The sequence below is a fragment of the Salinicola sp. MIT1003 genome (assembly GCF_001858555.1).
GTDB lineage: Bacteria > Pseudomonadota > Gammaproteobacteria > Pseudomonadales > Halomonadaceae > Salinicola > Salinicola salarius.
In genome coordinates, this window is the sequence record NZ_MCAP01000002.1 from 31988 (window position 1) to 56045 (window position 24058).

Genomic DNA, 24058 nt, shown 5'->3' on the forward strand with positions numbered 1-24058 from the left:
CTTCCTCCCCTCATGAAAGTCGGCATGGGTCGAGGAACTCATGCTTTTTCATGAAGGTAACCCATTCGACTATTCCGTGGTTAGCCGAATAGACTGCGAACCGACCCACTGACAGGCGAATTGCCACGCCGCCCGGCCGCTGCGCACGCCGCGCAGGGTGGCGTAGCGAACGGCTTCGGCGCGGGCCTCCTCGCTCCACGCGCCCTCGCCGGCCAGATGAGCGACCCAGTGCTGGCAGGTCTCGAGATAGGCCTGCTGACTGAACGGATGAAAGGCGAGCCACAGGCCGAAGCGATCCGACAGCGAGATCTTCTCTTCCACGGCATCGCCATGGTGGAGTTCGCCATCGACCAGGTGGGTTTCCTGGTTGTCGGCCATGGATTCCGGCAGCAGATGCCGACGGTTGGAGGTCGCGTACAGCAGCACGTTTTCCGGCGGCCCGGTCAGCGTGCCATCGAGCACGCTCTTCAATGCCTTGTAGGCATCGTCGCTGCCTTCGAAAGAGAGATCGTCGCAATAGACGACAAAGCGCTCTGGCCGGTCGCGCAGGCGCTGCACCAGGATCGGCAACGCCACCAGGTCGTGGCGATCGACCTGAATCAAGCGCAGCCCTTCACCGGCCAGCGTGTTGAGCAAGGCACGAACCATCGAGGACTTGCCGCTGCCGCGCGCGCCCCACAGCAAGGCGTGGTTGGCAGGATAGCCCTTGAGAAAGGCGCGGGTGTTGTCGAGCAGGGCACGTTTCTGACGCTCGACGCCGATCAGATCATCGAGCCGAACCCCGTCGCGGGGCGATACCGCCACCAGTTGCCCACCGAGCGGGTGAGACTGCCATAGCGCTGCGATATCGCGACTCCAGTCGACCGCTGGCGACTGCTCCGGCAACCACCCCTCGACACGGTCCAGCAGGCGGCTCAAACGTAGCGCCAGATCACCATCCATCTTCCACTCTCCTCATTGACATTCACGATCGAGACCATACCGGCAACCTCATGAAACAGCGCTGAAGATCGTCATTCGTGACGATTGCGGATTGCCGGAAACAGCGTATCTTGTGCCGGTTGGTTCCGTGGGTCCAGTCGCGGGGGCTCTTGCAGCACCCCGGACTCGACGCAGGATGTTTCCATGCACCGCCGCTTCACCACCCTTTCCCGACCGCCGCTAATTTCAAGGAGAGAGGCGATGCCGTCTCGTTCCCGCCCGTTCATCGCGCTGATGTTGGTGTCCTTGCTGGGCGGTTGCCTGGCGCTGCCGCAGGTCGGCTTCATGCTGGGGCGGATCGCCCTTTCCTCGATGGGTGTTGAAAACGTCCGTATCGGGAACTACCACTTTTCGCCCGGCCTGGAAGATATCGACGAACTCACGCTCTTGAGCTCCGGACTCGCGCTGGCCGGCCTGCCGGTCAATATTGATCTTCCCCTCGCCATGACATTGCCCGCCAGCGCGCCGCCGATCGAGCTGCAGGGCTTCGATTGGCAGTTGCAGGTGCCGGGCGCCGAACCCGCCAGCGGCGAAGTCGACGAGCCGATCCAGTTGCAGGGCGGTGAACCGGCCACCGTCACGCTTCCCGTGGCACTCGAACCGGCCGGTATCGATGCCCTGGCTTCCCGCGCCGAGCGCGTCTCGTCGCTGCTTTCGCTCGCCCGCCAGCTCAGTCGTCGCGGCGAACTGCCGGCAGGCAGCCAGCTGTCGCTGACACCGACCTTGCCCGCAGCGCTCGACGGCATCGTCACCGCACCGACACTGATCCTCGACATCGGCGAGCAGACCACGTCCGCACCAGATACCGTGCCGGTGGACGGTTGACCGCCCCGACAGGCCGGGTATCTTGTGCCAATCGATGCCCCGTCTCGGCCAACCACCCCGACAACATACGATTCAGGCAGATCTTGGAGACCATCATGGAAGATTCGAAGCCTCTCATGTCAGGAAAACCTTCGCGCCGGGTGATCGGCGCCCTCGGCCTTGCCGCGCTGCTCAGCGCCTGCAGCACGTCGCCGCTGGGGCGCAACCAGCTGGCGTTCTACTCCGACGATGAGTTGGCCCAGATGGGCGAGCAGAGTTTCGCGCAGTACGAGCAGGAGCTGCCCACGGTCAGCGGTGCCCAGGCAACCTACGTGCAGTGCGTGGCCAAGGCGATCACCGCCGAAGTGCCCGCCAGCGCCGGCATCTCCGAGTGGGAAGTGAAGGTGTTCAAGGACGATACCGCCAACGCCTTCGCCTTGCCCGGCGGCTACATCGGTGTCAACACTGGCCTGCTCGATGTCGCCACCAACCAGGATCAACTCGCCGCGGTCATCGGCCATGAAGTCGGCCACGTGCTGGCACACCACGCCAACGAGCGGGTCTCCACCCAGGCTGCGACGCAGAGCGGGCTTTCGATACTGCAGACCGTTGCCGGCCTCGAAGGCGCCGGGGGCGAGCAGGTCATGGGGCTGTTGGGTGCCGGCGCACAGTACGGCGTCATCCTGCCCTTCTCGCGCCAGCAGGAGTCGGAAGCGGATCTGGTCGGGCTGGACCTGATGGCCGATGCCGGCTTCGACCCCAGCGCCAGCCTGCAGCTGTGGCAGAACATGTCTGCCAACAGCCAGGGCGAACCGCCGGCCTGGATGTCCACCCACCCCAGCAACAGCCAACGCATGGAAGGTCTGCGCAGTCGCCTCGATGAAGCCCAGCCACGCTATGAGCAGGCCAAGGCCGAAGGCAAGCGGCCCAGCTGCAAGGTTTAACGCCCCTCCTGTCAGCATCTGCGGGACAGGTTGCTGGCAGGTAGAACCGATAGGCTTGAATCCGCCACCCAATGACGCCTTCCAGACGGCGCTGGACGACGGTCGCTCGTGCCGGGTCTTGCGTCATGGATGACGCAAGAGGCGCGTTGGGCAGGATGCCCTTTCGCGCCGACCCGAGCACGGGCGATTGGCGTTCAGGGTTTCGCCGTCTGTGGCGTTAAAAAAGGGGAGCGCGAGGGGCTTGCCCCTCGCAATCACGAGCAAGAGGATCGTTGAGACTCGGACAGTGGTAAGCTGACTCTGCTGGAATTCGTTGCTTTACCGAAACCCAAGTTACAATTCCCGCCGCAGCATCTCCCGCAGCGGTGCGGTATCCGGGCGCACCTGACGCCACAGCCAGAAGGATTCAGCGGCCTGCTCGATCAGCATGCCGAGCCCGTCGACCGACCGCGCGCCCTGCTCTGCCGCCCAGCGCAGAAACACGGTCGGCTCGACGGCATACATCATGTCGTAGGCCAGCCCGTCGGCCGCGAAAATCCCCGTTGGCAGTGGCGGCAGATCGCCGGCCAGGCTGGCGCTGGTGGCGTTGATCACCAGGTCGAACGGCCCCGCCACGTCCTCGAAGCCGCATCCGGACACCTGGCCTTTATCGGCAAACAGGGCCGCCAGTGCCTCGGCCTTGGCCACGGTGCGGTTGGCGGCCGTCAGCGATGCGACACCCGCTTCCAGCAGCGGCTCGATCACGCCGCGTGAAGCGCCTCCGGCACCGAGCAGCAGCACGCGAGCGCCCGCCAGGGGCGCGGCATGAGCCTCGAGATCCCGAACCAATCCCACGCCGTCGGTGGTATCGCCGTAGACCTTGCCATCATGACCCAGCATCAACGTATTCACCGCCCCGGCCTGTCTGGCCCGTGGCGAGAGCACTTCCGCCAGCGCGAAGGCTTCCTGCTTGAACGGCACCGTCACGTTGGCGCCCCGGCCGTCGGCCTCGACGAAGGCACGCCAAGCCCCCGCGAAATCCGCGACCGGCGCTTCGATCGCGGTGTAGTCGATGGCTTCGCCGGTCTGCTCGGCGAACGCGGCATGGATCCGCGGTGATCTGGAGTGCCCGATGGGGTTGCCGAAAACGGCGTAGCGGTCGGTCATGTCGACAGTTGTTCCTCCGGCGTATTCAGCCAGTCATGGGGCTGGAGATAGGCGAGCAGCCGAGCCTCTTCGGAACCGGGCTGCGGCGCCCACTGGTACTGCCAGCGGGCCAGCGGCGGCATCGACATCAGAATCGACTCGGTGCGCCCGCCGCTCTGCAGGCCGAACAGGGTACCTCGGTCCCACACCAGATTGAACTCGACGTAGCGACCGCGTCGATAGGACTGGAATTCCCGCTCGCGCTCGCCGAACGGCGTATCGCGCCGGCGCTGGGCAATCGGCCCGAAGGCATCGACGAAACTGTCGCCGACCGAGCGCTGGAAAGCGAAGCACTCCTCGAACGACCATTCGTTGAGATCATCGAAGAACAGCCCGCCGACCCCACGGGTCTCGTCGCGATGCTTGAGGAAGAAATAGTCGTCGCACCAGGCCTTGAAGCGGGGATAGACCGCTTCGCCGAAAGGATCGCAGGCCGCCTTGGCAACCCGATGCCAATGCTGGACATCCTCAAGATAGGGATAGTAGGGCGTCAGGTCGTAGCCGCCGCCGAACCACCATACCGGCTCCTCGCCCGGCTTGTCGGCAATGAAGAAACGCACGTTGCCGTGGACGGTCGGCACGTGCGGATTGCGGGGATGCAGCACCCAGGAGACGCCGACCGCATGGAAGCTGCGGCCTGCCAGCTCGGGGCGCGCCGCGGTTGCCGAGGGCGGCAGTTTCTCGCCGTAGACGTGGGAGAAATTGACGCCCCCTTTCTCGAACAGCGCGCCCTCTTCGATCACCCGCGACCGCCCGCCACCGCCTTCGGGGCGGTCCCAGGTCTCCTCGCGGAAGCGTTCCCCGCCATCGAGCTCGGCCAGCGAGTCGCAGAGTGAGTCCTGCAGGGTAAGCAGATAGCCCTTGACGCGTTCGAGATGCGGATGTGCCACGGTCGTCGTTCCTTCAGGTCGGGAGAGTGAGCGTCCAGAGTCGTGAAAATCCGGAGCATGAAGCGAGAAAATGTCGCTGCGTAAAGGCGAGCGCTCAGGCGCGCAGCACCTCGTTGGTCATGAGGTCGCGAATGGTGCTGGGCCGATCGCGCCCGCCAAGCTGACCGTCCACCACCGCGTCCAGCGCCTCGCCGAACGTCTCGCGCACCTGTGACGCGCTCATTGCCGGCGGTTCGCCGGCCCGGTTGGCCGAGGTCGACACCAGCGGGCCGCCCCAGGCCGCGCACAGCGCCTGGACCAGCGGATGGTCGCTGACGCGAACCGCCAGCGTGGAATGGCTTCCTCGCAGCAGCGGCGCGGCCCGGCCATTGTCGGGAATCAACCAGGTATTGGGGCCGGGCCAGCTGGCGGCGAGACGCGCCATCGCGTCGTCGTCGACCCCTTCGAGCCACGCCGCGAGCTGCCGGATGTCTCCGGCGATCAGGATCAGCCCCTTCTCGCTGGCACGGCCCTTGAGCGCGATCAACGCGCTCAGCGCCCGTTCGTCATCCGGATCGCACCCCAGCCCCCACACCCCTTCGGTGGGATAGGCAATGATGCCGCCGCGCCGGAGCGCCGCAACGGCTGCTGTAAAGTCCTGCATGATCTTGATCCTTCTTTCCGCGAGCCGACCTGTCGCTGGATATGGGTTAAATTCTACCATGCCCGAACGACGACCCGCCGTGCCTCAACGTCGCACCCCGCCCCGTATCCGGCGTGGCAAGTGCGACTATCGCCCGCCCTGTCGGGCCGTCCGGAACACACGCCAACAAGACGAAGCCAACAAGACGAAGAGGAACCGACCATGCCCCGTTCATCACTCTCCTTATCGCTGCTCTCGCTGGCACTGGCCGGCGGTCTCACCGCCTGCGCCCAGCAGCCCGCCCAACCGCCAGCCCCGCAGGTGTCCCTCTCCGACGAACTGGTGATGGCAACGGTGTGGATGCAGTCCTCCGGCGAATACGCCGCGCTCAGCCATCAGGCCTTCAACCTGGCCCGCATGAATCTGGATCGCGCCCTTTCCGCCCCCGGAACGAGCGGGCAGCGCCCACCGGCGATCGTCGTCGATGTCGATGAAACCGTGCTCGACAACTCTCCCTACGAAGCGTGGCTGATTGCCAACGACGAGAACTACGCCAGCGACAGCTGGCACCAGTGGGTGGAGAAGGCCAGCGCAGTACCGATGCCGGGCGCCAAGCCGTTCCTGGACTACGCGGCATCGCGCGGGGTCGAGATTTTCTACGTCACCAACCGCCGCGACAGCGAAGCCGATGCGACGCTGCGCAACCTGCAGCGGGTCGGCTTCCCCGATGCCGACGGCGAGCATCTGCTGCCGCGCAGCGACTCCAGCGACAAGACACCGCGGCGTCAGCGCGTATCGCAGTCGCACTGGGTCGTGCTGCTGATGGGCGACAACCTCGGCGATTTCTCCGCCGGTTTCGACCGCGATACCGCCGCCGCCCGCCGGGCCGCGGTCAACGCCCAGGCCGACGCCTTCGGCAGCCGCTACATCATGCTGCCCAATCCGGCCTATGGTGCCTGGGAAGAAGCGATCTACGGCGGCGACTGGAGCCTGAGCGACGAAGAGAAATCGCGGGCTCGCCGCAACCATCTGGAAGTGTGGGGAGGGCCGGCCGGCGAGTAGGTGCATCCGCCGCGCTGCGTGGCGGCCCCGATCCCGGTAGCGATGACGCGGGGGCGTCAGCCCCCTCTCCTGACCCAACCGCCGGTGATCTGGGCCGCCCAGCCGTCAAGCTCGAGTTCGAGCAGCCCCAGCTGTATGTCGGCCACCGACTGCCCGGTCAGTTCGACCAGCAGATCCACCGGCGTCGGCGCGTCGCTGAGCGCCGCCAGCAAGGGCGAGTCGGAGGCGGCAGACGCGACGACAGGCGATGGCGGGTTCGCCGCGATCCGTGGCGATGACGGCGAGAATTGGCTCGACTCGGTATGCGCTGTCGGGAGAACGCCGGACGCCGGCACCTGCCAGGCGGCAAGATCGTCGAGAATGTCGTCGACATGGCGAACCAGCGCCGCCTCGCCCTGGCGGATCAAGCGCAGACAGCCCGTCGACTGCGGGTTGTGAATCGATCCCGGTATCGCGAAGACCTCCCGGTCCTGCTCCAGCGCCAGCCGCGCGCTGACCAGGGAACCGCTCTTCTCCGCGGCTTCCACCACCAGCACGCCCTGAGATAGCCCCGTGATCAGACGATTGCGCCGCGGGAAGAAGCGGGGATGGGCTCGGGTCGTGGGCGGATGTTCGGACAGCAGCAAGCCCTGCCCCGCCAGCAGCTCCCGATACAGCGAAGCATGGCGCGGCGGGTAGATCACGTCCACGCCACAGCCAAGCACGCCGATGGTGGCGCCGCCGGCCTGCAACGCCGCTCGCTGGGCGGCGCCATCGATGCCCAGGGCCATGCCGCTGGCGATGCAGAATCCTTTCGCGACGAGATCCCGGGCGAAACGCACGGCGTTGTCCTGGCCTTCCCGCGTGGGTCGCCGGGTGCCGACGACCGCCATGGCAGGGCGATTCAGCACCTCGAGATCGCCCTTGGCCCACAGCACGGTCGGCGGGTCCGGCAGCTGGGTCAGCAGGTCGGGCCATGCCGGATGTCCGGGGTGGAGAAGATGATGGCGGGCATCGGCTCGTTCCCACTCGAGCGCAGCGTCGATCGCAGGCGCAAGCGGGCTGCGCGCGGGATGATCCAGCCACAGGCGCAGCGGCTGGGCCAGATTCGCCGGTAGCGCCGCCAGCCATCCCTGGGGCCAGGGCAGATCGTCGCCCTCGCGCCAGCGGCGCAGCAGCGGTGCCAGTCTGGCCGGCCCCAGCCCCGGCAGGGCATCTAGTGCCAGCCAGTCGCGCAGCTCCGGGCTCATGACCGCCCCTCATCCACGGCGTGACCGACCGTTCGCCAGACGGCTTCCATCCACGACGCCCCGATCCACGACGCCCCGATCGGCGCGGTGCCGATCACGGCGCACCTCCGCTGGCTACGACTTCTCGGAGATCGCTCGGCACCACGAGTCGATCGCCCACCGCCAGCGCCTGCGAGGCGCGCATCACCAGGGCGTAGCTGAGATGCTCGAAGACCCGGAACACCATCACGGCGCCGGCCTCGGTATCCGGCAATGTCACCCACTCGTCGCGAACATCGTCGCGCACGCGCTCGCCCTGACGCATCACCTGCAGCACATGGCCCGTCTCGAGCCCGTCGGCACGGCCGCGATCGATCGCCACGACATCATGGCGGCCGATGAAGCGCACACCGTCCGGCACGGAAAGAATGGTTGCCATGATCGGTGTTTCAGGCGCCCTCGGCTGGAACTGCGTCGCGATGCCGCCTTCGTCCAGCGCCAGCAGATAGTCGCCATTGCGAATCTCCTGTACTGCATCCAGCACCTTCAGCTCGCCGACACCATCGACGTTCCGCCGCACCCGCGCATGGCCGAGGCGATGCAGCTCCAGCCCCAGCGACCTCGTCTCCGAGACCTGCCCTTCCGACTCGGACGACATGGGCGCACGGTAATCGCTGCCCGGCCGATAGATGCCCAGCGTGGTGCCCGCCGCCGGCAGCCGGCCATGGGCATAGAGCGTATCGCCAGCGCCGCTCAACAATCGCTGGGCCTGGCCGGCGACCACCGTTGGCGCATCGGCCAGCACGCCGGGGTCGACGATCTGATAGGACTCGAGGAAGACCCGGATGCGATCCAGCGGCAGGCTGGGCACCGCCTCCCGGGCCGGGGCGCGGCGTACGCTGGGAGAGAGCCGAACCGTCTCGCCACGCCCGCGCTCCAGGGCAAGATGCGGCGCGCCATCGGTCGCCACCAGCCGGATCACGTCCCCCGGATAAAGCTGCCGTGGCGAGGCCACCTGCGGGTTGCGCTGCCATAGCGCCTGCCACTGCCACGGCGAATCGAGAAAGCGCGCCGCGATGCTCCACAGCGTATCCCCCTCGCGAACCGTGTAGCTGGCCGGCGCATCCGCTTTCAGCGACAACGGCTCCTGAGCCGACAGCGCCCACACCGGGGTCGGCGAAGCGGCCAGCAGACCCAGGCCACCAACCAACAGCAGCCGTCCCGCCACAGCGCGACAACGGGAGCGGCACGCTCGCCAACCATCCAGACTGATCATTGCAGTTATCATCCCCAAGGGTGGGTCATCGACATCTTCCACTATAGATCGGCGCCGGCAGGACGGACTTGAGGGCCAGCCCCGACCATGGATCACGGCATGGCCTCGGCACAGCGGTTTCCCCGTCGGCGCTGGCGCTCTACAATAGGCAGATCACGTCACTCATGCCGATAGGCACGCAAACGAATATGGCCATCAGAACCATTCTCCAATATCCCGATCCGCGCCTTCGCACCAAGGCAGCGCCGGTCGCCCAGGTCGACGACGAGATCCGCACGCTGGTCGACGACATGCTGGAAACCATGTACGACGCTTCCGGTATCGGCCTGGCCGCCACGCAGATCGATGTCCACCAGCGCGTGATCGTCATGGATGTCAGCGACGATCGCAACAACCCGCTGGTGCTGATCAACCCGACCTACGAGCCGCTGGACGACGAACGCGAGCCGCTGCAGGAAGGCTGCCTGTCGATCCCCGACTACTACGCCGAGGTACCGCGGGCACTGCGCGTCCATCTCAAGGCGACCGATCGCGACGGCAACGCCTACGAACTGGATGCGGACGGCCTGCTGGCGCACTGCATCCAGCACGAGTGCGATCATCTCGAGGGCGTACTGTTCGTCGACTACCTGTCGCCGCTGAAGCGCGACCGGGTTCTCAAGAAGATGCAGAAGCGCCAGAAACAGGACGCCTGATCGCCCGTCGCGTCATCCTCAGGCTTTCGAAGGCCGGCCGTCCTCGCGACGCCGGCCTTTCGTCATTGCTCTTCAGGGTTTATCCACTGCAGGCATCACTCATCCTCAGGCATTCACTCGTCAGGAACGTATCGAATGAGTCACCGTGTTGAAGGGCAGCCGCTGCGTATCGTCTTTGCCGGCACGCCGGATTTCGCGGCCGAGAGCCTCAAGGCCCTGCTCGCCTCCCGCCATCAGGTCGTCGGGGTCTACACGCAGCCGGACCGCCCCGCCGGCCGTGGCCGCAAGCTCACGCCCGGCCCGGTCAAGCGCCTTGCGCTCGAGCACGAACTGCCGGTGGAACAGCCGCTCAGCCTCAAGGACGAAGCGGCCCAGCGACGGCTGGCCGAATTCGAGGCCGACATCATGATCGTCGTCGCCTACGGCCTGCTGCTGCCGCAGGCGGTGCTCGACACTCCCCGGCTGGGCTGCCTCAACGTGCACGCCTCGCTGCTGCCGCGCTGGCGCGGCGCGGCGCCGATCCAGCGCGCCATCGAGGCGGGCGACAGCGAAAGCGGCATCACCCTGATGCAGATGGATGCCGGTCTCGATACCGGCGACATGCTGCTGATCAAGCGCACCCCGATCGACGACACCACCACCGGCGGCGACCTGCATGACCGCCTCGCCGCGCTGGGCGGTGAAACCCTGGTCGAGGGCCTCGACGCGCTGGCCGCACAAGGCCTGACCGCCACGCCGCAACCGCAGGACGGCGTGACCTACGCCAGCAAGCTCTCCAAGCCCGAAGCGGAGCTGGACTTCCGCCAGCCGGCGGCGACGCTGTCACGTCGCATTCGCGCCTTCAACCCCTGGCCGGTGGCCTGGACGCGCCTCGACGGCGAGCCGCTGCGACTGTGGTTCGCGATGGCGGAAGCCGAAGCCAGCGACAGAGACATCGAGCCAGGCACGCTGCTCGAACCCGCCGCGGACGCCCTGCGGATCGCCTGTGGCGAGAATGGCCGCGAGGTCCTGCGGGTGACGAAGCTGCAACTGCCCGGCGGCAAGCCGCTCGCGGCGCGCGACCTGCTCAACGCCAACCATCCCCGTCTCGGCCCTGGCCAATGTTTCGGCCGAAGTTCCGACCAGCGCCTCGGCCGCGCCGCCGACCAGCCCTCCAAGGAAACCGACCAATGAATCCTGGCGATACCCGCGCCTTTGCCGCGCAACGGCTGGTGCCGGTCCTGAACGGCAAGGGCTCGCTGTCGAGCCTGGACGCCGAGCTGGCCTCCAGCGCGATCAAGGAGCGCGACCGTGGCTTCGTCAAGGCGCTCTGCTTCGGTGTCTGCCGCGCGCATCCGCGCCTGGACGCGCTCGCCAGCCAACTGCTGCGCCAACCGATGAAACAGCGCGATACCGACATCCAGGCGCTGCTGCTCATCGGCCTGTACCAGATTCTGCACATGCGCGTGCCGCCTCATGCCGCCGTCAGCGAGACGGCGGGCGCCGCCCGCGCCCTCGGCAAGCCGTGGGCGACTCGCGTGCTCAACGGCTGCCTGCGCCGGTTCCAGCGCGAATCGGTGGCACTGCAGGCCAAGGTCGATCGGGATGCGCCGGTGGCGCTGTGGCACCCAGACTGGCTGCTGCTCGAATTCCGCGATGCCTGGCCGGACGCCTGGCGGGCGATCTGCGAGGCCAACAACGAAGCCGGACCGATGACCCTGCGCGTCAATCGCCGCCACGCTTCCCGCGAGGCGTATCTGCAGCGTCTCGAAACGGCGGGGCTCGACGCCGCGCCCTGCCGCTTCGCCGAGGACGGCATTCAACTGGAAACGCCCTGCGACGTGACCCAACTGCCCGGCTTCGCCGAGGGTGACGTCAGCGTTCAGGACGAGTCCGCCCAGCTCTGCGCCGACCTGCTGACGCCGGCGCTGGCGGGCAAGGATCGCCAGCGGGTCCTCGACGCCTGCGCTGCCCCCGGCGGCAAGACGGCGCATCTGCTCGAACGTTTCGACGTGAACCTCACCGCGCTGGACGTCGATCCGACGCGCCTGCAGCGTGTCTCGTCGACTCTCCAGCGCCTCGGACTGGAAGCCACGCTCCAGGCGGCCGACGCCAGCGATCCGGCCGCCGACGAAAGCTGGTGGGACGGCCAGCCGTTCGATGCCATTCTGCTCGACGCGCCCTGCTCCGGTACCGGGGTCATCCGGCGTCACCCGGACATCAAGCTCGCCCGCCGCCATAGCGACGTCGCCGAACTGGCCGCACTCCAGGCACGCCTGCTCGATGCCTTGTGGTCCAAGCTCGCGCCGGGCGGCACCCTGCTCTACGCTACCTGCTCGGTACTGCCGGTGGAGAACGCCGCCCAGATCGAGGCGTTTCTCTCGCGCACGCCGGATGCCGTCGCCGACATGCCCGACGATCTCGACTGGGGCCAGGCGGCGGGCCACGGCCGGCAGTTGCTGCCCACCCCGGCCGGCCACGACGGCTTCTTTTACGCCCGCCTCCGCAAGCGCGCCTGAGCCGTTCTCTCGCATCGGCACCGTTCCGTTCCACCCGCCCTCCGGCCGTTCCGATGGCCGGGCCAGGCGGATGACCAGCCATACCGGGGCTACGCAACGCCCCGGTGTGCGGTCCGGACAGCCCGATGCCGGGCCGGCTTGCGACATTCCCGCCAGCCTTCGATACTGAGAGAGAATTCGCCATGCAGGAAGCGCCAGCCGTGCCTGACAACGACGTTCTCGATAACCCTGCCAGCCCCGAGACCCAGCCCGCCGGACTCGCCGTCGGCGGCGTCGCCCCGCATAGCGCCCTGATCGTCGTCGATGTCCAGCCGGACTTCATGCCGGGCGGTGCGCTGGCCTGTGCCAAGGGTGACGAGATCCTGCTGGGGCTCGAATGGCTGCTGGCGCAACATGCCTTCGCTCATGTCGTGGCGACGCAGGACTGGCATCCGCCGGGGCACGTCTCGTTCGCCTCCCGGCATCCGCCCCATCAGCCATTCGAGTCGATCGAGCTCTATGGCCACGCCCAGACGCTATGGCCCGATCACTGCATCCAGCGCACCGAGGGCGCGGCGCTGCATCCGGCGATCGACTGGTCCGCCTGCGACGCGATCATTCGCAAGGGCACCGATCCCGGCATCGATTCCTACAGCGCCTTTCGCAACAACATCGGCCCCGACGGCCATCGCCCTGCCACCGGGCTCGCGGGCTGGCTGCGCGATCGCCGCGTCACCGATGTCTACGTCTGCGGGCTGGCGCGGGATGTCTGCGTACTGTGGACTGCCGAAGACGCCGTCGCCGCCGGCTTCAACACCTATTTCCTCTGGCCGCTGACGCGGCCGGTCACGTTCGAGACGGACGACGATACCCGCCAGCGCCTTTCGTCGCTGGGCATCGCCATCGTCGATGCCTGAGCCGACGGCGCGCCTGAATCGTCTTTCTTTTCCAGGCCCCAGGGAGCCCAGGGGCTTTCAGTCGTCGGCAACCGCCGGCGCTTTCAACCAAGGAGCTTTACCATGAGCGACCACGTCTACAAGCAGATCGAACTCACCGGCTCCTCGACCACCAGCATCGAGGATGCCGTCCAGAATGCGCTGACCAAGGCCAGCAAGACCCTGCACGGCATGCGCTGGTTCGAGGTCACCGAAACCCGCGGCCATCTGGAAGACAACAAGCTTTCCCACTGGCAGGTGACCATCAAGGTCGGCGTCACGCTGGATTGAATGACGCTGCCCTGGATACGACTCGGGGCCGCCGGCGAGATGTCGCCCGCGGCCCTGTCATTCGGTCGTCCACCTCGTTATGCTACGCGCTGATTTCGGCGCCCGGCGGGCTTCGCCCCGGTTTTCCGGCGCCGGGTAAACTGGCAGGCGGTACGCCGTATTTCCGTGATGGTTTGGCATGAAAATTATTATTCTGGGTGCCGGTCAGGTCGGCGGCACGTTGGCCGAACATCTGGCCAATGAAGAGAACGACATCACGGTCGTGGATATCAACGAGGAGCGGCTGCGCGAATTGCAGAACCGTCTCGACATCCGGACGGTGATCGGTACCGCGTCCTACCCCAATATTCTGCGTCAGGCCGGCGGCGAAGACGCCGACATGCTGATCGCGGTGACCAGTTCCGACGAGATCAACATGGTCGCCTGCCAGGTCGCGCATACGCTGTTCCGCACGCCGACCAAGATCGGCCGCGTGCGCTCGACGGCTTACCTGACGCGCAAGAGCCTGTTCTCCAACGACGCCATTCCGGTGGACGTGCTGATCAGCCCGGAGCAGGTGGTGACAGACCATATCCGCCGTCTGATCGAATACCCCGGCGCGCTGCAGGTGCTCGACTTCGCCGGCGGCCTGGCCCAGCTGGTGGCGGTCAAGGCCTACTACGGCGGCCCGCTGGTGGGGCAGGAGCTCGGCTTTCTGCGGCGCCACATGCCCGACATCGATACCCGCGTGGCGGCAATCTACCGCCGCGACCGGCCGATCATTCCCACCGGCGACACCGTCATCGAAGCGGACGACGAGGTCTTCTTCATCGCCGCGCGGCGCGATATCCGCACCGTGATGGGCGAGCTGCGCAAGGTCGACCGCGACTTCCGTCGCGTGCTGATCGCCGGGGGCGGCAACATCGGCGAGCGCCTGGCGGAAACGCTGGAACACAAGCACCAGGTCAAGATCATCGAGCACGATCTCGGCCGCTGCGGCACCCTCTCCGAAAAGCTCGACCGCACCGTGGTCCTGCACGGCAGCGCCACCAGCAAGCGGCTGATGCTCGAGGAGAACATCGAGGATTGCGACATCTACTGCGCGCTGACCAACGACGACGAGGTCAACATCATGTCGTCGATGCTGGCCAAACGCCTCGGTGCGAAGAAGGTGCTGACGCTGATCAACAATGCCGCCTACGTGGATCTGGTCCAGGGCGGCGAGATCGATATCGCCATCTCGCCGCAGCAGACCACCATCGGCAGCCTGCTCACCCACGTGCGCCGAGGCGATATCGTCAACGTGCATTCGCTGCGTCGCGGCGCGGCGGAGGCGATCGAAGCCATCGCCCACGGTGACAAGCGCTCCTCTCGCGTGGTCGGCCGCACCATCGGCGAAGTCGACCTGCCCAGCGGGACCAGTATCGGCGCCATCGTACGGGGCAAGGAGGTCCTGATCGCTCATGACGACGTCATGATCGAGACCGGCGACCACCTGATCCTGTTCGTGATCGACAAGCGCCGCATTCGCGATGTCGAGCGGCTATTCCAAGTCGGCCTGACCTTTTTCTGATGTTCGACACCTTCGGCACAGCCCGCCCGCGTTGGCCGGTAGGGAGCGAGTTTCCGTGAGCCTGCTGGTCATTCTTCGCATCGTCGGCCTGCTGCTGATGCTGTTCAGCCTGACCATGGTACCGCCCATGGTCATTGCCCGGATCTACCACGATGGCAACTGGTATGCCTTCGGCGCCGGCATGGCAATCTCGATCGTCACTGGCGCGCTGCTCTACTGGCCCAACCGGAAGGCCAAGCGCGAGCTGCGCACCCGCGACGGTTTCCTCATCACGGTGCTGTTCTGGAGCGTTCTCGGACTGTTCGGGACGATTCCCTTCATGGTCTCCGAAGCGCCGTCGATGTCGTTCACCGATGCGGTATTCGAGTCGTTTTCCGGGCTCACCACGACCGGGGCGACCGTTCTCAGCGGCATCGATCACCTGCCGGCGTCGATTCGCTTCTACCGCCAGCAGCTCCAGTGGCTGGGCGGGATGGGGATCGTCGTGCTCGCGGTGGCGATTCTGCCGACGCTGGGCATCGGCGGCATGCAGCTCTACCGGACCGAGATCCCCGGCCCGCTGAAGGACTCCAAGCTGACGCCGCGAATCACCGAGACGGCCAAGGCGCTATGGTACATCTACGTGATCCTGACCGTGGGGTGCGCGCTGGCCTACTGGGCGGCCGGCATGAACTGGTTCGATGCCATCGGCCACAGCTTCGCCACCGTGGCCGTCGGCGGGTTCTCCACCTACGACGCCAGCATCGGCCACTTCGACAGCACCACCATCGAGATGATCTGCGTATTCTTCATGATCGTCTCCTCGGTCAGCTTCGGCCTGCACTTCGCGGTGTGGCGCGAGCGGCGCCTGCTGCAGTACATCCGCGATCCGGAATTTCGCTTCTTCGTCACCTTCCTGGGCCTACTGATCGCCATCACCGTCATCACGTTGTTCGCCACCGGCACCTATCACGACGCCACCGGCATCCGCCACGGGCTGTTCGAGGCGGTCTCGGTGGCGACCACCTCGGGCTTCAGCGTGGCCGACTTCACGCTGTGGCCCGGCGTGTTGCCGATCTTGCTGTTCATGGCGGCTTTCGTCGGCGCCTGTTCGGGGTCCGCGGGCGGTGGCATGAAGGTGATTCGTATCCTGCTGATCCTGAAACAGGGTATCCGCGAGATTCACCGCCTGATCCACCCCAACGCCGTGTTCGCCGTCAAGGTCGGCAAGATGCGCATTTCCGAGGGGGTCGCCGAAGCCGTGTGGGGATTCTTCTCCGTCTACATGATGCTGTTCGTGGTGATGCTGCTGGCCCTGCTCGCCACCGGGCTCGATCAGGTGACGGCGTGGTCGGCGATCGGCTCGGCACTCAACAACCTGGGCCCGGGGCTCGGTGATGTCTCGACCGATTACGGCGACATCCCCAGTGCCGCCAAATGGATCCTGGTGCTGGCGATGATGCTGGGGCGCCTCGAGATCTTCACCATTCTGGTACTGTTCACGCCGGCCTTCTGGCGTCGCTGAGCGGCCGGCGCTCACTCCCCTCTTCTCGAATCCATTCCCCGCTTCTCGAATCCATCGTTTCCCCGAACTCCATCGTTTTTCACCACCAATCCGCTGCCGCGCTGGTCGATGCCACCAGGGATCGCGCGCCGGGCAGGGTTTCCGGCGAGTTTCGCGCCGGCAGCGATGATAGAATGCCGCCCTTCGTGGCTACGCTGCCATCCATCTCGGTATCCTCAAGCAAGAGTCATAAGAGAGAGTCATGTCCGCCAGTTCCGACACCCGAACCGCTTCCTCGCGCCTGCCTCGCATCGGGCTCATTCCCCAGATCCTGATCGGCATCGTGGCGGGCCTGATCCTGGCCTCGCTGGCGCCGTCGACCGCCGCGTCGTTCGCCATTCTGGGCGATCTCTTCATCGGCGCGCTCAAGGCGGTCGCGCCGATTCTGGTGTTCGTGCTGGTAATGGCGGCCATCGCCAGCCATCAGCGCGGCCAGCCGACCCAGGTGCGCGGGGTGTTGATGCTCTATCTGATCGGCACGCTGGTTGCCGCACTGGTCGCCGTGACGGCGAGTTTTCTCTTTCCGACCTCGCTGATCATCGACGCCCCCAGAGCCGATGGCACGCCGCCGACCGGCATTGCCGAGATCCTGCGCAACCTGGCCATGAGCGCGGTGGACAATCCGGTCCACGCGTTGATCGAGGCCAATTTCATCGGCATCCTGGCCTGGGCGGTAGGGCTCGGGCTGCTGCTGCGTAACGCCAGCGACACCACGCGCCGGGCGCTGGCCGACGTGTCGGATGCGGTCTCCGGGCTGGTGCGCTGGGTGATTCGCCTCGCCCCGCTGGGCATCTTCGGGCTGGTCGCCAACACCTTCGCCTCGACCGGCATGAGCGCCCTGGCGGATTACGCCCAACTGCTGGCAGTGCTGCTCGGCTGCATGGTCTTCGTGGCGCTGGTGACCAACCCCCTGATCGTGTTCCTCTACACGCGCCGCAACCCCTATCCGCTGGTCTTCGCCTGCCTGCGCGGCAGTGCCATCACCGCGTTTTTCACCCGCAGCAGCGCGGCGAACATTCCGGTCAACATGGCGCTGTGCGAACGGCTCGACCTGCATCCGGACACCTACTCCGTCTCGATCCCGCTGGGCGCCACGATCAACATGTCCGGCGCGGCGATCACCATCACGGTGATGACGCTGGCTGCCGCCAACACCCTGGGCATCGGCGTGGACTTCGCCACGGCGTTCCTGCTGTGCATCGTCTCGGCACTGGCGGCGTGCGGCGTTTCCGGCGTGGCCGGCGGTTCCCTGCTGCTGATCCCGATGGCCGCCAGCCTGTTCGGCATCTCGGCGGACGTCGCCATGCAGGTCGTCGCGATCGGCTTCGTCATCAGCGTGATTCAGGACTCCACCGAGACCGCGCTCAACTCCTCCACCGACGTGCTGTTTACCGCCGCGGCCTGCCGTTCGCCCCGCGCCCGGGCACGCCTCGCCGGGAGCGATTGACCGGCAACCGGGCCAGCGCCGCCATCACCGAGCCGTTTTCGGTGTCCGCGATGGGTTTTCCGTGCCCACGGCTTGGAATTGGCGGCGTGACGTGCAATATGGGACGACTATCCTTCAGTCCTTTCAGTCTTGGAACGCCCCTAGATGTCTGACACCGCCGCCGGACCTCGCGAGACCGCCGAGCTCGCCGATCACCACCTGACGCTTCTGGGCACCGCCCACGTTTCCCAGGCCAGCGCCGACGAGGTTCGCGAACTGATTCGCTCCGGCGAATTCGACGCCGTCGCGATCGAACTCTGCACCTCCCGCTACCAGAGCCTGGTCCAGCCCAACGCCATGGCCAAGCTCGATCTGTTCCAGGTGCTCAAGCAGGGCAAGGCGGGCATGGTCGCCGCCAGCCTCGCGCTGGGCGCCTTCCAGCAGCGCGTGGCCGAACAGTCCGGGATCGAACCCGGCGCGGAAATGCGCACGGCGGTCAAGGAGACCCAGCGGGCGGGGCTGCCGCTCTACCTGATCGACCGCGAGATCGGCGTCACCCTCAAGCGCATCTACCAGAACGTACCCTGGTACAAGCGCTTCAGCCTGATCTCCGGACTGCTGGGCAGCGTGCTGTCGCGGCAGAAGGTCTCCAGCGAGGAGATCGAGAAACTCAAGCAGGGCGACGTGCTCGAATCCACCTTCGCCGAGTTCGCCGAACAGTCCCAGACGCTTTACGAACCCTTGATTACCGAGCGCGACCGCTACATGGCGCTCAAGCTGATCGAGGAACTGCCCGACGGCGAATCGAAGCGCGTGCTGGTGGTGATCGGCGCCGGCCATCTCAAGGGCATGAAGGATCACCTCGAGACCCTGAATCGCCATCCGCCGGCGCTGGATGCCGTGATCCAGGAACGCGCCAATCTGGAGTCGACCGCGCCCCGTTCGCGCTGGTGGAAAGCGATTCCCTGGGTGATCGTCGCGCTGGTGCTGACCGGCTTCGCCATCGGCTTCAGCCGCGATACCTCCCTCGGCTGGTCGCTGGTGGGCGAATGGGTGCTGATCAACGGCAGCTTCTCCGCCCTGGGCGCGCTGATCGCGCTGGGCCACCCGCTGACGATCGCCGCAGCCTTCGTCGGCGCGCCGCTGACCTCGCTCAACCCGACGATCGGCGTCGGCTTCGTGACCGCCGGGGTCGAGCTCTACCTGCGCCGCCCCACCGTCGGCGACTTCTCGCGGCTACGCAGCGACGTCAGCCACTGGCGCGGCTGGTGGCGCAACCGGGTCGCCCGTACGCTGCTGGTCTTCCTGCTCTCGAGCCTCGGCTCCGCCATCGCGACCTGGGTCGCCGGGCTGCGCATCGCCGGGCAGCTGTTCGGCTAGATCGAGTCGATCTCCCACCGACAGCGGACACTTGAAACCCGCTCCGGCATCTCCATATAGCGCTCGAGACCGGCAACCACGCCGGTTTCGGGCCTTATCGGTTTTTTGGCGGATTCGCTTTCACGAATTTTTGCATCGACCGCTTGAAAACGGATTCGACGGCCCTATTTAACATAATGTCGAGCGGGAAACTCAGGACGGCATCGTCGATGCGCCACTCCCCTCGACGGCAGATGCCGCCAAGCGGGTCTGCGTAGACCACGGAAATATCGCCATACATCGCCGAGCGGGATACCGCGCAAGGCGCACGCATCGATGACGTATTTCCGGACTTCGCTGTCAATCAGGAGGTTAGTACCATGAACACACTGTCACTCTCTCCGCTGTTCCGTCGCTCCGTGGGCTTCGACCGTCTCAATGATCTGTTCGAGTCCGCGATGCAGAACGACGTGCCCAGCTACCCGCCGTACAACGTCGAGAAACATGGCGAGAACGACTACCGTATCGCCGTGGCCACGGCGGGCTTCGCCGAGCAGGAGCTCGATGTCAACGTCGAGAAGCGCGTGCTGACGATCACCGCCGGCAAGGGCGAGCGCCAGGAGGACGACAAGGTGCAGTATCTGCATCAGGGCATCGCCCAGCGCGCCTTCAAGCTGTCGTTCCGGCTCGACGAGAATATCGAGGTCCAGGGCGCCCGGCTCGAGAACGGCCTGCTGATCGTCGATCTGCTCCGCGTCGTGCCCGAAGAGCAGCGCCCGCGGCAGATCCCGATCAACGGCAGCCAGCGCCGCCTGACCGAGACGTCATCGACCGCCGAGACGGTCACGGCCTGAACCGTGTGATCGTATAAGGCCGGCCGCCGAGCCAATGGCGGCCGAGTAGACCGCAACGCCCCCGACGGAGGCTCTCCGTCGGGGGCGTCGTCTTTTCCGGCAGCGGAGACAGCGTCAGTGCGGCGCCGGCGCGCTGCGTGAGTCGTCCAGCACGCCCTGCGCTCTCGCCATCGCGTAGGCCGCCTTTGGCCCGTGCCACAGAGTCGGTATCAGCACCAACGCCACCGGCACGGCGGGGATCACCACGAACTGCTGCAGCACGCTGACCTGCCCTTCGCCCATCCCCAGCAGAATCGCCGCCATCAGCGCGAAGACGATGCCCCAGAACGCCCGCAGCGCGGAGCCCGGATTGTCGTTACCGGCACACACCACGGAGACGGCGTAGCTCATCGAATCCCCGGTCGTGGCGACGAAGATCGTCGTCAGCACCAGGATCGCCAGCGCCATCCACGCGCCGCCCGGCAGCGCCTGGGCCACCGTCAGGGTCGCCACGTCGAACTCGAAGTTCTGCAGCGGCTGGCTGAGATCGATCGCGCCCTGGAGCTCGTAGAAGATGCCCGAGCCGCCCAGCAGGGTGAACCAGACCGTGGTGACGATCGGCGCCAGCACGGCGGTGGCGATGATCATCTCGCGGATCGTGCGGCCTCGCGAGATCCGCGTGACGAAGATCGCCATGGGCGGCGCGAAGCCGATGAACCAGGCGAAGAAGAACACCGTCCACCACTTCATCCAGTCCGGCGACGCCGTCACCGTGGTCATCGCCGACATCTCGAAGAAACTGCCGAGATAGGTGCCGAATCCCTGGAACCAGCTGTCGACCAGGAACTGCGTCGGGCCGAACAGCAGGATGGCCGCACCGATCACCATGGCCAGAATCACGTTCAGGCGGCTCAGGAACTGAATGCCGCGATCGATCCCGGTCACCGCAGAGGTCACGTAGATCGCCCCCAGCCCGGCCAGGATGGCCAGTTGAACCTCGTAGCCGCCCGGAAAGCCGAACAGATCGTGCAGGCCGAAGCTGACCTGGGTCGCCAGAAAGCCTAGCGGCCCCACCGTGCCGGCGGTCACGGCGATGGCGCAGATCGCATCGACCACGCCCCCCAGAACACCGCGCGCCAGCCGGTCGCCCAGCATCGGCGCCAGCAGGGTTCTCGGCTGCAGCGGCATGCCGCGCTGGTAGTGCTGATGCGACAGGATCGCCACCGGCAGCGTGCCGAGAATCGCCCAGCCGGTGAAGCCCCAGTGAAAGAACGCCTGCGCCAGCGCATCCGGCACGGCATCGGCGGTGCCGGGCTGGGAATCGAACGCCGGCGGCGTGACCACGAAATGATAGATCGGCTCGCCCGCGGCAAAGAACACCCCGCCACCGGCCAGCAGCGTACACAGGATGATCGACACCCACCGGAAGGTGCTCATGTCGGGCCGGTCCAGAGAGCCGATCCGCGCCCGCCCGGCCGGAGAGATCGCCACGCCGATGGCGATGAAAAACGTCAGCAACATCAGAAGCTGGATAAGACTGCCGAAGGTTCTCGCGGACCAGGTAAAGGCGACATCGATCACCTGAGCAACGGACTCGGGGGCGATCGCCGATGCCGACAGAAAGATCAGAATGAAACCGATGGTCAGAACAAGTACGACAGGATCGCCAAAACGGCCACCCTGCGTCGATGGCACGTTGGTGTCAGAGGTCATATCAAAGGGAGGGTTCTTTAGGCATGAAGCGCGCCACACTACAGATACACGAGTGCGGCGGCAAATCGAATCGATCGATCGTCAGCGGCGAAAACACTTTCACGCAAACGAGAAACGCCCCCGGCAAACGGACTGCCGGGGGCGATGCATCGATCGAACCGGGGTCGCGGTCAGCCCCGAACGGCGCTCACCGTATCGCCCAGCAGGCCCTGCTCCCGCGCCATCGCGTAGGCGGATTTCGGCCCGTGCCACAGGGTCGGCAGCAGCACCAGGGAAACGGGAATCGCCGAGATGACGATGAACTGCTGGAGCACGCTGATCTGGCCGGCGCCCATCTTCAGCAGGATCGCCGCCATCAACGCCATCGCCACGCCCCAGAAGGCGCGCAATGCCGGCTTGGGCTCATCGTGCCCCGCGCACACCACGGAAATGGCATAGCTCATCGAATCGCCCGTGGTCGCCACGAAGATCGTGGTCAACAGCAGGATTGCCAGCGCCATGAACACCCCACCCGGCAGCGCCTGGGCCACCGTCAGCGTGGCGACATCGAAACGGAAATTCTGCAGCGGCTCGCTGAGATCGATGAGCCCCTGAAGCTGATAGAAGATGCCCGAACCCCCGAGCAGCGTGAACCACACCGTGGTCGCCAGCGGCGCGAGGATCGCCACCGCGACGATCATCTCGCGAATGGTGCGGCCCTTGGAGATCCGCGCCACGAAGATCGCCATCAGCGGCGCATAACCGATGAACCAGGCAAAGAAGAACACCGTCCACCACTTCATCCACCAGCCCGGCGCGGTCTGGGCGGTCATCGACGCCATCTCGAAGAACGAGCCCAGATAGGAGCCGAATCCCTGGAACCAGGCATCGACCAGAAACTGGGTCGGCCCGAACAGCAGGATGACCGCGGCGATAGCCATCGCCAGAATCACGTTGAAGCGGCTGAGGATCTGGATGCCGCGATCGATGCCCGTGACCGCCGAGGTCACGTAGACGGCGCCCAGCACGGCCATGATGATCAGTTGGGTGCCGTAGCCGTCCGCCAGGCCGAAGAGCTCGTGAAAGCCGAAGCTCACCTGAGTGGCGAGAAAGCCGATCGGCCCGACCGTGCCCGCCACCAGCGCGATGACGCAGACCGCATCGACCACGCTGCCCAGCACGCCGCGAACACGACGCTCGCCAAGAACCGGCGCCAGCAGCGTGCGCGGCTGCAGCGGCAGGCCGCGATGATAATGCTGGTGCGCCAGCACGATGGCCGGCAGCGTGCCGAGCACGGCCCAGGCCAAAAAGCCCCAGTGCATGAACGACTGCGCCAGGGCATGGGGTACGGCAGCCGCGGAGTTGGGCTCGCTATCGAAGGCGGGCGGCGTGACCACGAAGTGGTAGACCGGCTCGCCCGCGGCGAAGAACACGCCGCCACCGGCCAGCAGCGTACACAGAATGATCGAGATCCACTTGAACGTGCTCATCTCGGGGCGATCCGTACCGCCGACTCGCGCCCGGCCGGCTGGCGAGAGCGCCACGCCGATGGCAATGAAGAACGTCAACAGCAGCAGCAACTGGAAAAAGCTGCCGAAGGTACTCGCTGTCCAGGTGAAGCCCGCTCCGATGGCATCGGTCACGGCACCCGGCGAAATGGCTGAAAGCAGCACGAAGGCGACGATGAAACCGATGGTCAGCACCAGCACGACGGGATCGCCAAACCGGCCACGCGGCGTCGGCATGTTGTTATCGGGGGTCATATTCAGATCGGTTCGTTAGGCATGAAGGGCGAAACCCTACCGACCTTGGTCGAAGACCGCAAATTCGTTAACGCTAAAATCGACCCGCCAGCCCTTCTCTTTCACCGCCGGGAAAAGCCATGGCGCTGCCGTTGCCGCCCGCAAGACGGCATCGCATCTACACCAAAATGGCAATGGTGACGCTCTTCGAATCGGTTCTACTCTCAGGAGGAATTTCGCCGCCGAGGGGGTACGGTTCATGAAAAGCACACCATTCATCACCGAGAGTCTGCTGCAGCGCTGTCGTCGAGAACAGGCCAACCAGTTCCAGCGTGCGCGCCAGGGCTACGATCCGGCCTCGCTGCATGATCGCAAGGAACTTTCGCTACTGGTCGAAGAAGCCATTCGCGAAGGGGAAAACTACACCTCGATTGCTCGAGGCCACCAGGACATCGGGCTGACCGAAGCCGATCTTCAGAATCTCATCGGCCCCGAGAACGCGATTCGCGAACGCATCGACCGATTCCAGCAGATTTGAAAA

General features: G+C 65.9%; 23 protein-coding genes. 14 read left to right on the plus strand and 9 right to left on the minus strand.

Annotation, left to right across the window (positions count from 1 at the left end):
• Positions 1–69 precede the first annotated feature (69 nt).
• Entirely contained in the window at positions 70–942 is an 873-nt protein-coding gene (locus BC443_RS00745; RefSeq protein WP_071229925.1) for an ATP-binding protein, read from the minus strand.
• Between the two features lie 240 nt (positions 943–1182).
• Between BC443_RS00745 and BC443_RS00750 the strand changes: the two genes are divergently transcribed.
• Both BC443_RS00750 and BC443_RS00755 read left to right on the plus strand, forming a co-directional pair.
• Positions 1183–1806, plus strand: coding sequence for a hypothetical protein (locus BC443_RS00750; protein WP_071229926.1), 624 nt, complete (start codon positions 1183–1185; stop codon positions 1804–1806).
• A gap of 116 nt (positions 1807–1922) precedes the next feature.
• Entirely contained in the window at positions 1923–2729 is an 807-nt protein-coding gene (locus BC443_RS00755) for a M48 family metallopeptidase (RefSeq protein ID WP_071230006.1), read from the plus strand.
• A gap of 333 nt (positions 2730–3062) precedes the next feature.
• On the opposite strand, the gene aroE is transcribed toward BC443_RS00755, so the two are convergent.
• The 3 genes from aroE to BC443_RS00770 form a co-directional block, all read right to left on the minus strand.
• A complete protein-coding gene (aroE, locus tag BC443_RS00760; RefSeq protein ID WP_071229927.1) occupies positions 3063–3875 on the minus strand; it encodes a shikimate dehydrogenase in 813 nt (270 codons plus the stop codon).
• On the minus strand, positions 3872–4804 hold the full coding sequence (hemF, locus tag BC443_RS00765) for an oxygen-dependent coproporphyrinogen oxidase (RefSeq protein ID WP_071229928.1): 933 nt from the start codon (positions 4802–4804) through the stop codon (positions 3872–3874). Before hemF ends, aroE begins: the two co-directional genes overlap by 4 nt.
• 94 nt (positions 4805–4898) lie before the next feature.
• Positions 4899–5447: an L-threonylcarbamoyladenylate synthase gene (locus BC443_RS00770; protein ID WP_071229929.1), complete on the minus strand. Its 549-nt coding sequence runs from the start codon at positions 5445–5447 to the stop codon at positions 4899–4901.
• Between the two features lie 201 nt (positions 5448–5648).
• Between BC443_RS00770 and BC443_RS00775 the strand changes: the two genes are divergently transcribed.
• Positions 5649–6488: a 5'-nucleotidase, lipoprotein e(P4) family gene (locus BC443_RS00775; protein ID WP_071229930.1), complete on the plus strand. Its 840-nt coding sequence runs from the start codon at positions 5649–5651 to the stop codon at positions 6486–6488.
• A 56-nt stretch (positions 6489–6544) separates the two neighbouring features.
• Here BC443_RS00775 and dprA read toward each other — a convergent pair whose 3' ends face one another.
• Together dprA and BC443_RS00785 are read right to left on the minus strand one after the other, a co-directional pair.
• A complete protein-coding gene (gene dprA / locus BC443_RS00780; protein ID WP_071229931.1) occupies positions 6545–7717 on the minus strand; it encodes a DNA-processing protein DprA in 1173 nt (390 codons plus the stop codon).
• A gap of 94 nt (positions 7718–7811) precedes the next feature.
• Positions 7812–8972: a LysM domain-containing protein gene (locus BC443_RS00785; RefSeq protein WP_083387131.1), complete on the minus strand. Its 1161-nt coding sequence runs from the start codon at positions 8970–8972 to the stop codon at positions 7812–7814.
• A 188-nt stretch (positions 8973–9160) separates the two neighbouring features.
• On the opposite strand from BC443_RS00785, the gene def reads away from it, so the two are divergent.
• The 7 genes from def to BC443_RS00820 all read left to right on the plus strand — a co-directional run bounded on the left by def (position 9161) and on the right by BC443_RS00820 (position 16426).
• Entirely contained in the window at positions 9161–9667 is a 507-nt protein-coding gene (gene def, locus BC443_RS00790; protein ID WP_071229932.1) for a peptide deformylase, read from the plus strand.
• Between the two features lie 135 nt (positions 9668–9802).
• On the plus strand, positions 9803–10840 hold the full coding sequence (gene fmt, locus BC443_RS00795; protein WP_071229933.1) for a methionyl-tRNA formyltransferase: 1038 nt from the start codon (positions 9803–9805) through the stop codon (positions 10838–10840).
• Positions 10837–12165, plus strand: coding sequence for a 16S rRNA (cytosine(967)-C(5))-methyltransferase RsmB (rsmB, locus tag BC443_RS00800; RefSeq protein ID WP_071229934.1), 1329 nt, complete (start codon positions 10837–10839; stop codon positions 12163–12165). The genes fmt and rsmB overlap by 4 nt, the downstream gene beginning before the upstream one ends.
• A 200-nt stretch (positions 12166–12365) precedes the next feature.
• Entirely contained in the window at positions 12366–13061 is a 696-nt protein-coding gene (gene pncA / locus BC443_RS00805; protein WP_247643184.1) for a bifunctional nicotinamidase/pyrazinamidase, read from the plus strand.
• A gap of 102 nt (positions 13062–13163) precedes the next feature.
• Positions 13164–13370: a dodecin gene (locus tag BC443_RS00810; protein WP_071229935.1), complete on the plus strand. Its 207-nt coding sequence runs from the start codon at positions 13164–13166 to the stop codon at positions 13368–13370.
• 178 nt (positions 13371–13548) lie between these two features.
• Positions 13549–14922, plus strand: coding sequence for a Trk system potassium transporter TrkA (trkA, locus tag BC443_RS00815; RefSeq protein ID WP_071229936.1), 1374 nt, complete (start codon positions 13549–13551; stop codon positions 14920–14922).
• A 55-nt stretch (positions 14923–14977) separates the two neighbouring features.
• Positions 14978–16426, plus strand: a complete 1449-nt coding sequence (locus BC443_RS00820) for a TrkH family potassium uptake protein (RefSeq protein WP_071229937.1) — start codon at positions 14978–14980, stop codon at positions 16424–16426.
• 79 nt (positions 16427–16505) lie between these two features.
• Here BC443_RS00820 and BC443_RS19175 read toward each other — a convergent pair whose 3' ends face one another.
• Positions 16506–16631 (minus strand): hypothetical protein, encoded by a 126-nt coding sequence (locus tag BC443_RS19175; protein ID WP_282097184.1) that lies wholly within the window; start codon positions 16629–16631, stop codon positions 16506–16508.
• Positions 16632–16667: 36 nt separating this feature from the next.
• On the opposite strand from BC443_RS19175, the gene sstT reads away from it, so the two are divergent.
• From sstT to BC443_RS00840, 3 genes are all read left to right on the plus strand, one after another.
• Complete coding sequence (sstT, locus tag BC443_RS00825) at positions 16668–17912, plus strand: serine/threonine transporter SstT (protein ID WP_071229938.1); 1245 nt, start codon at positions 16668–16670, stop codon at positions 17910–17912.
• A gap of 144 nt (positions 17913–18056) precedes the next feature.
• Positions 18057–19271, plus strand: coding sequence for a TraB/GumN family protein (locus tag BC443_RS00830; RefSeq protein WP_071229939.1), 1215 nt, complete (start codon positions 18057–18059; stop codon positions 19269–19271).
• A 359-nt stretch (positions 19272–19630) separates the two neighbouring features.
• Positions 19631–20104: an Hsp20 family protein gene (locus BC443_RS00840; RefSeq protein ID WP_071229941.1), complete on the plus strand. Its 474-nt coding sequence runs from the start codon at positions 19631–19633 to the stop codon at positions 20102–20104.
• Positions 20105–20218: 114 nt separating this feature from the next.
• On the opposite strand, the gene BC443_RS00845 is transcribed toward BC443_RS00840, so the two are convergent.
• Positions 20219–21796, minus strand: coding sequence for a BCCT family transporter (locus BC443_RS00845; RefSeq protein ID WP_071229942.1), 1578 nt, complete (start codon positions 21794–21796; stop codon positions 20219–20221).
• Between the two features lie 170 nt (positions 21797–21966).
• On the minus strand, positions 21967–23538 hold the full coding sequence (locus tag BC443_RS00850; RefSeq protein ID WP_071229943.1) for a BCCT family transporter: 1572 nt from the start codon (positions 23536–23538) through the stop codon (positions 21967–21969).
• A gap of 238 nt (positions 23539–23776) precedes the next feature.
• Between BC443_RS00850 and BC443_RS00855 the strand changes: the two genes are divergently transcribed.
• The gene (locus tag BC443_RS00855; RefSeq protein WP_071229944.1) at positions 23777–24055 is read left to right on the plus strand and encodes a hypothetical protein; all 279 of its coding nucleotides are present in this window, start codon (positions 23777–23779) and stop codon (positions 24053–24055) included.
• The last annotated feature ends 3 nt before the right edge of the window (positions 24056–24058 follow it).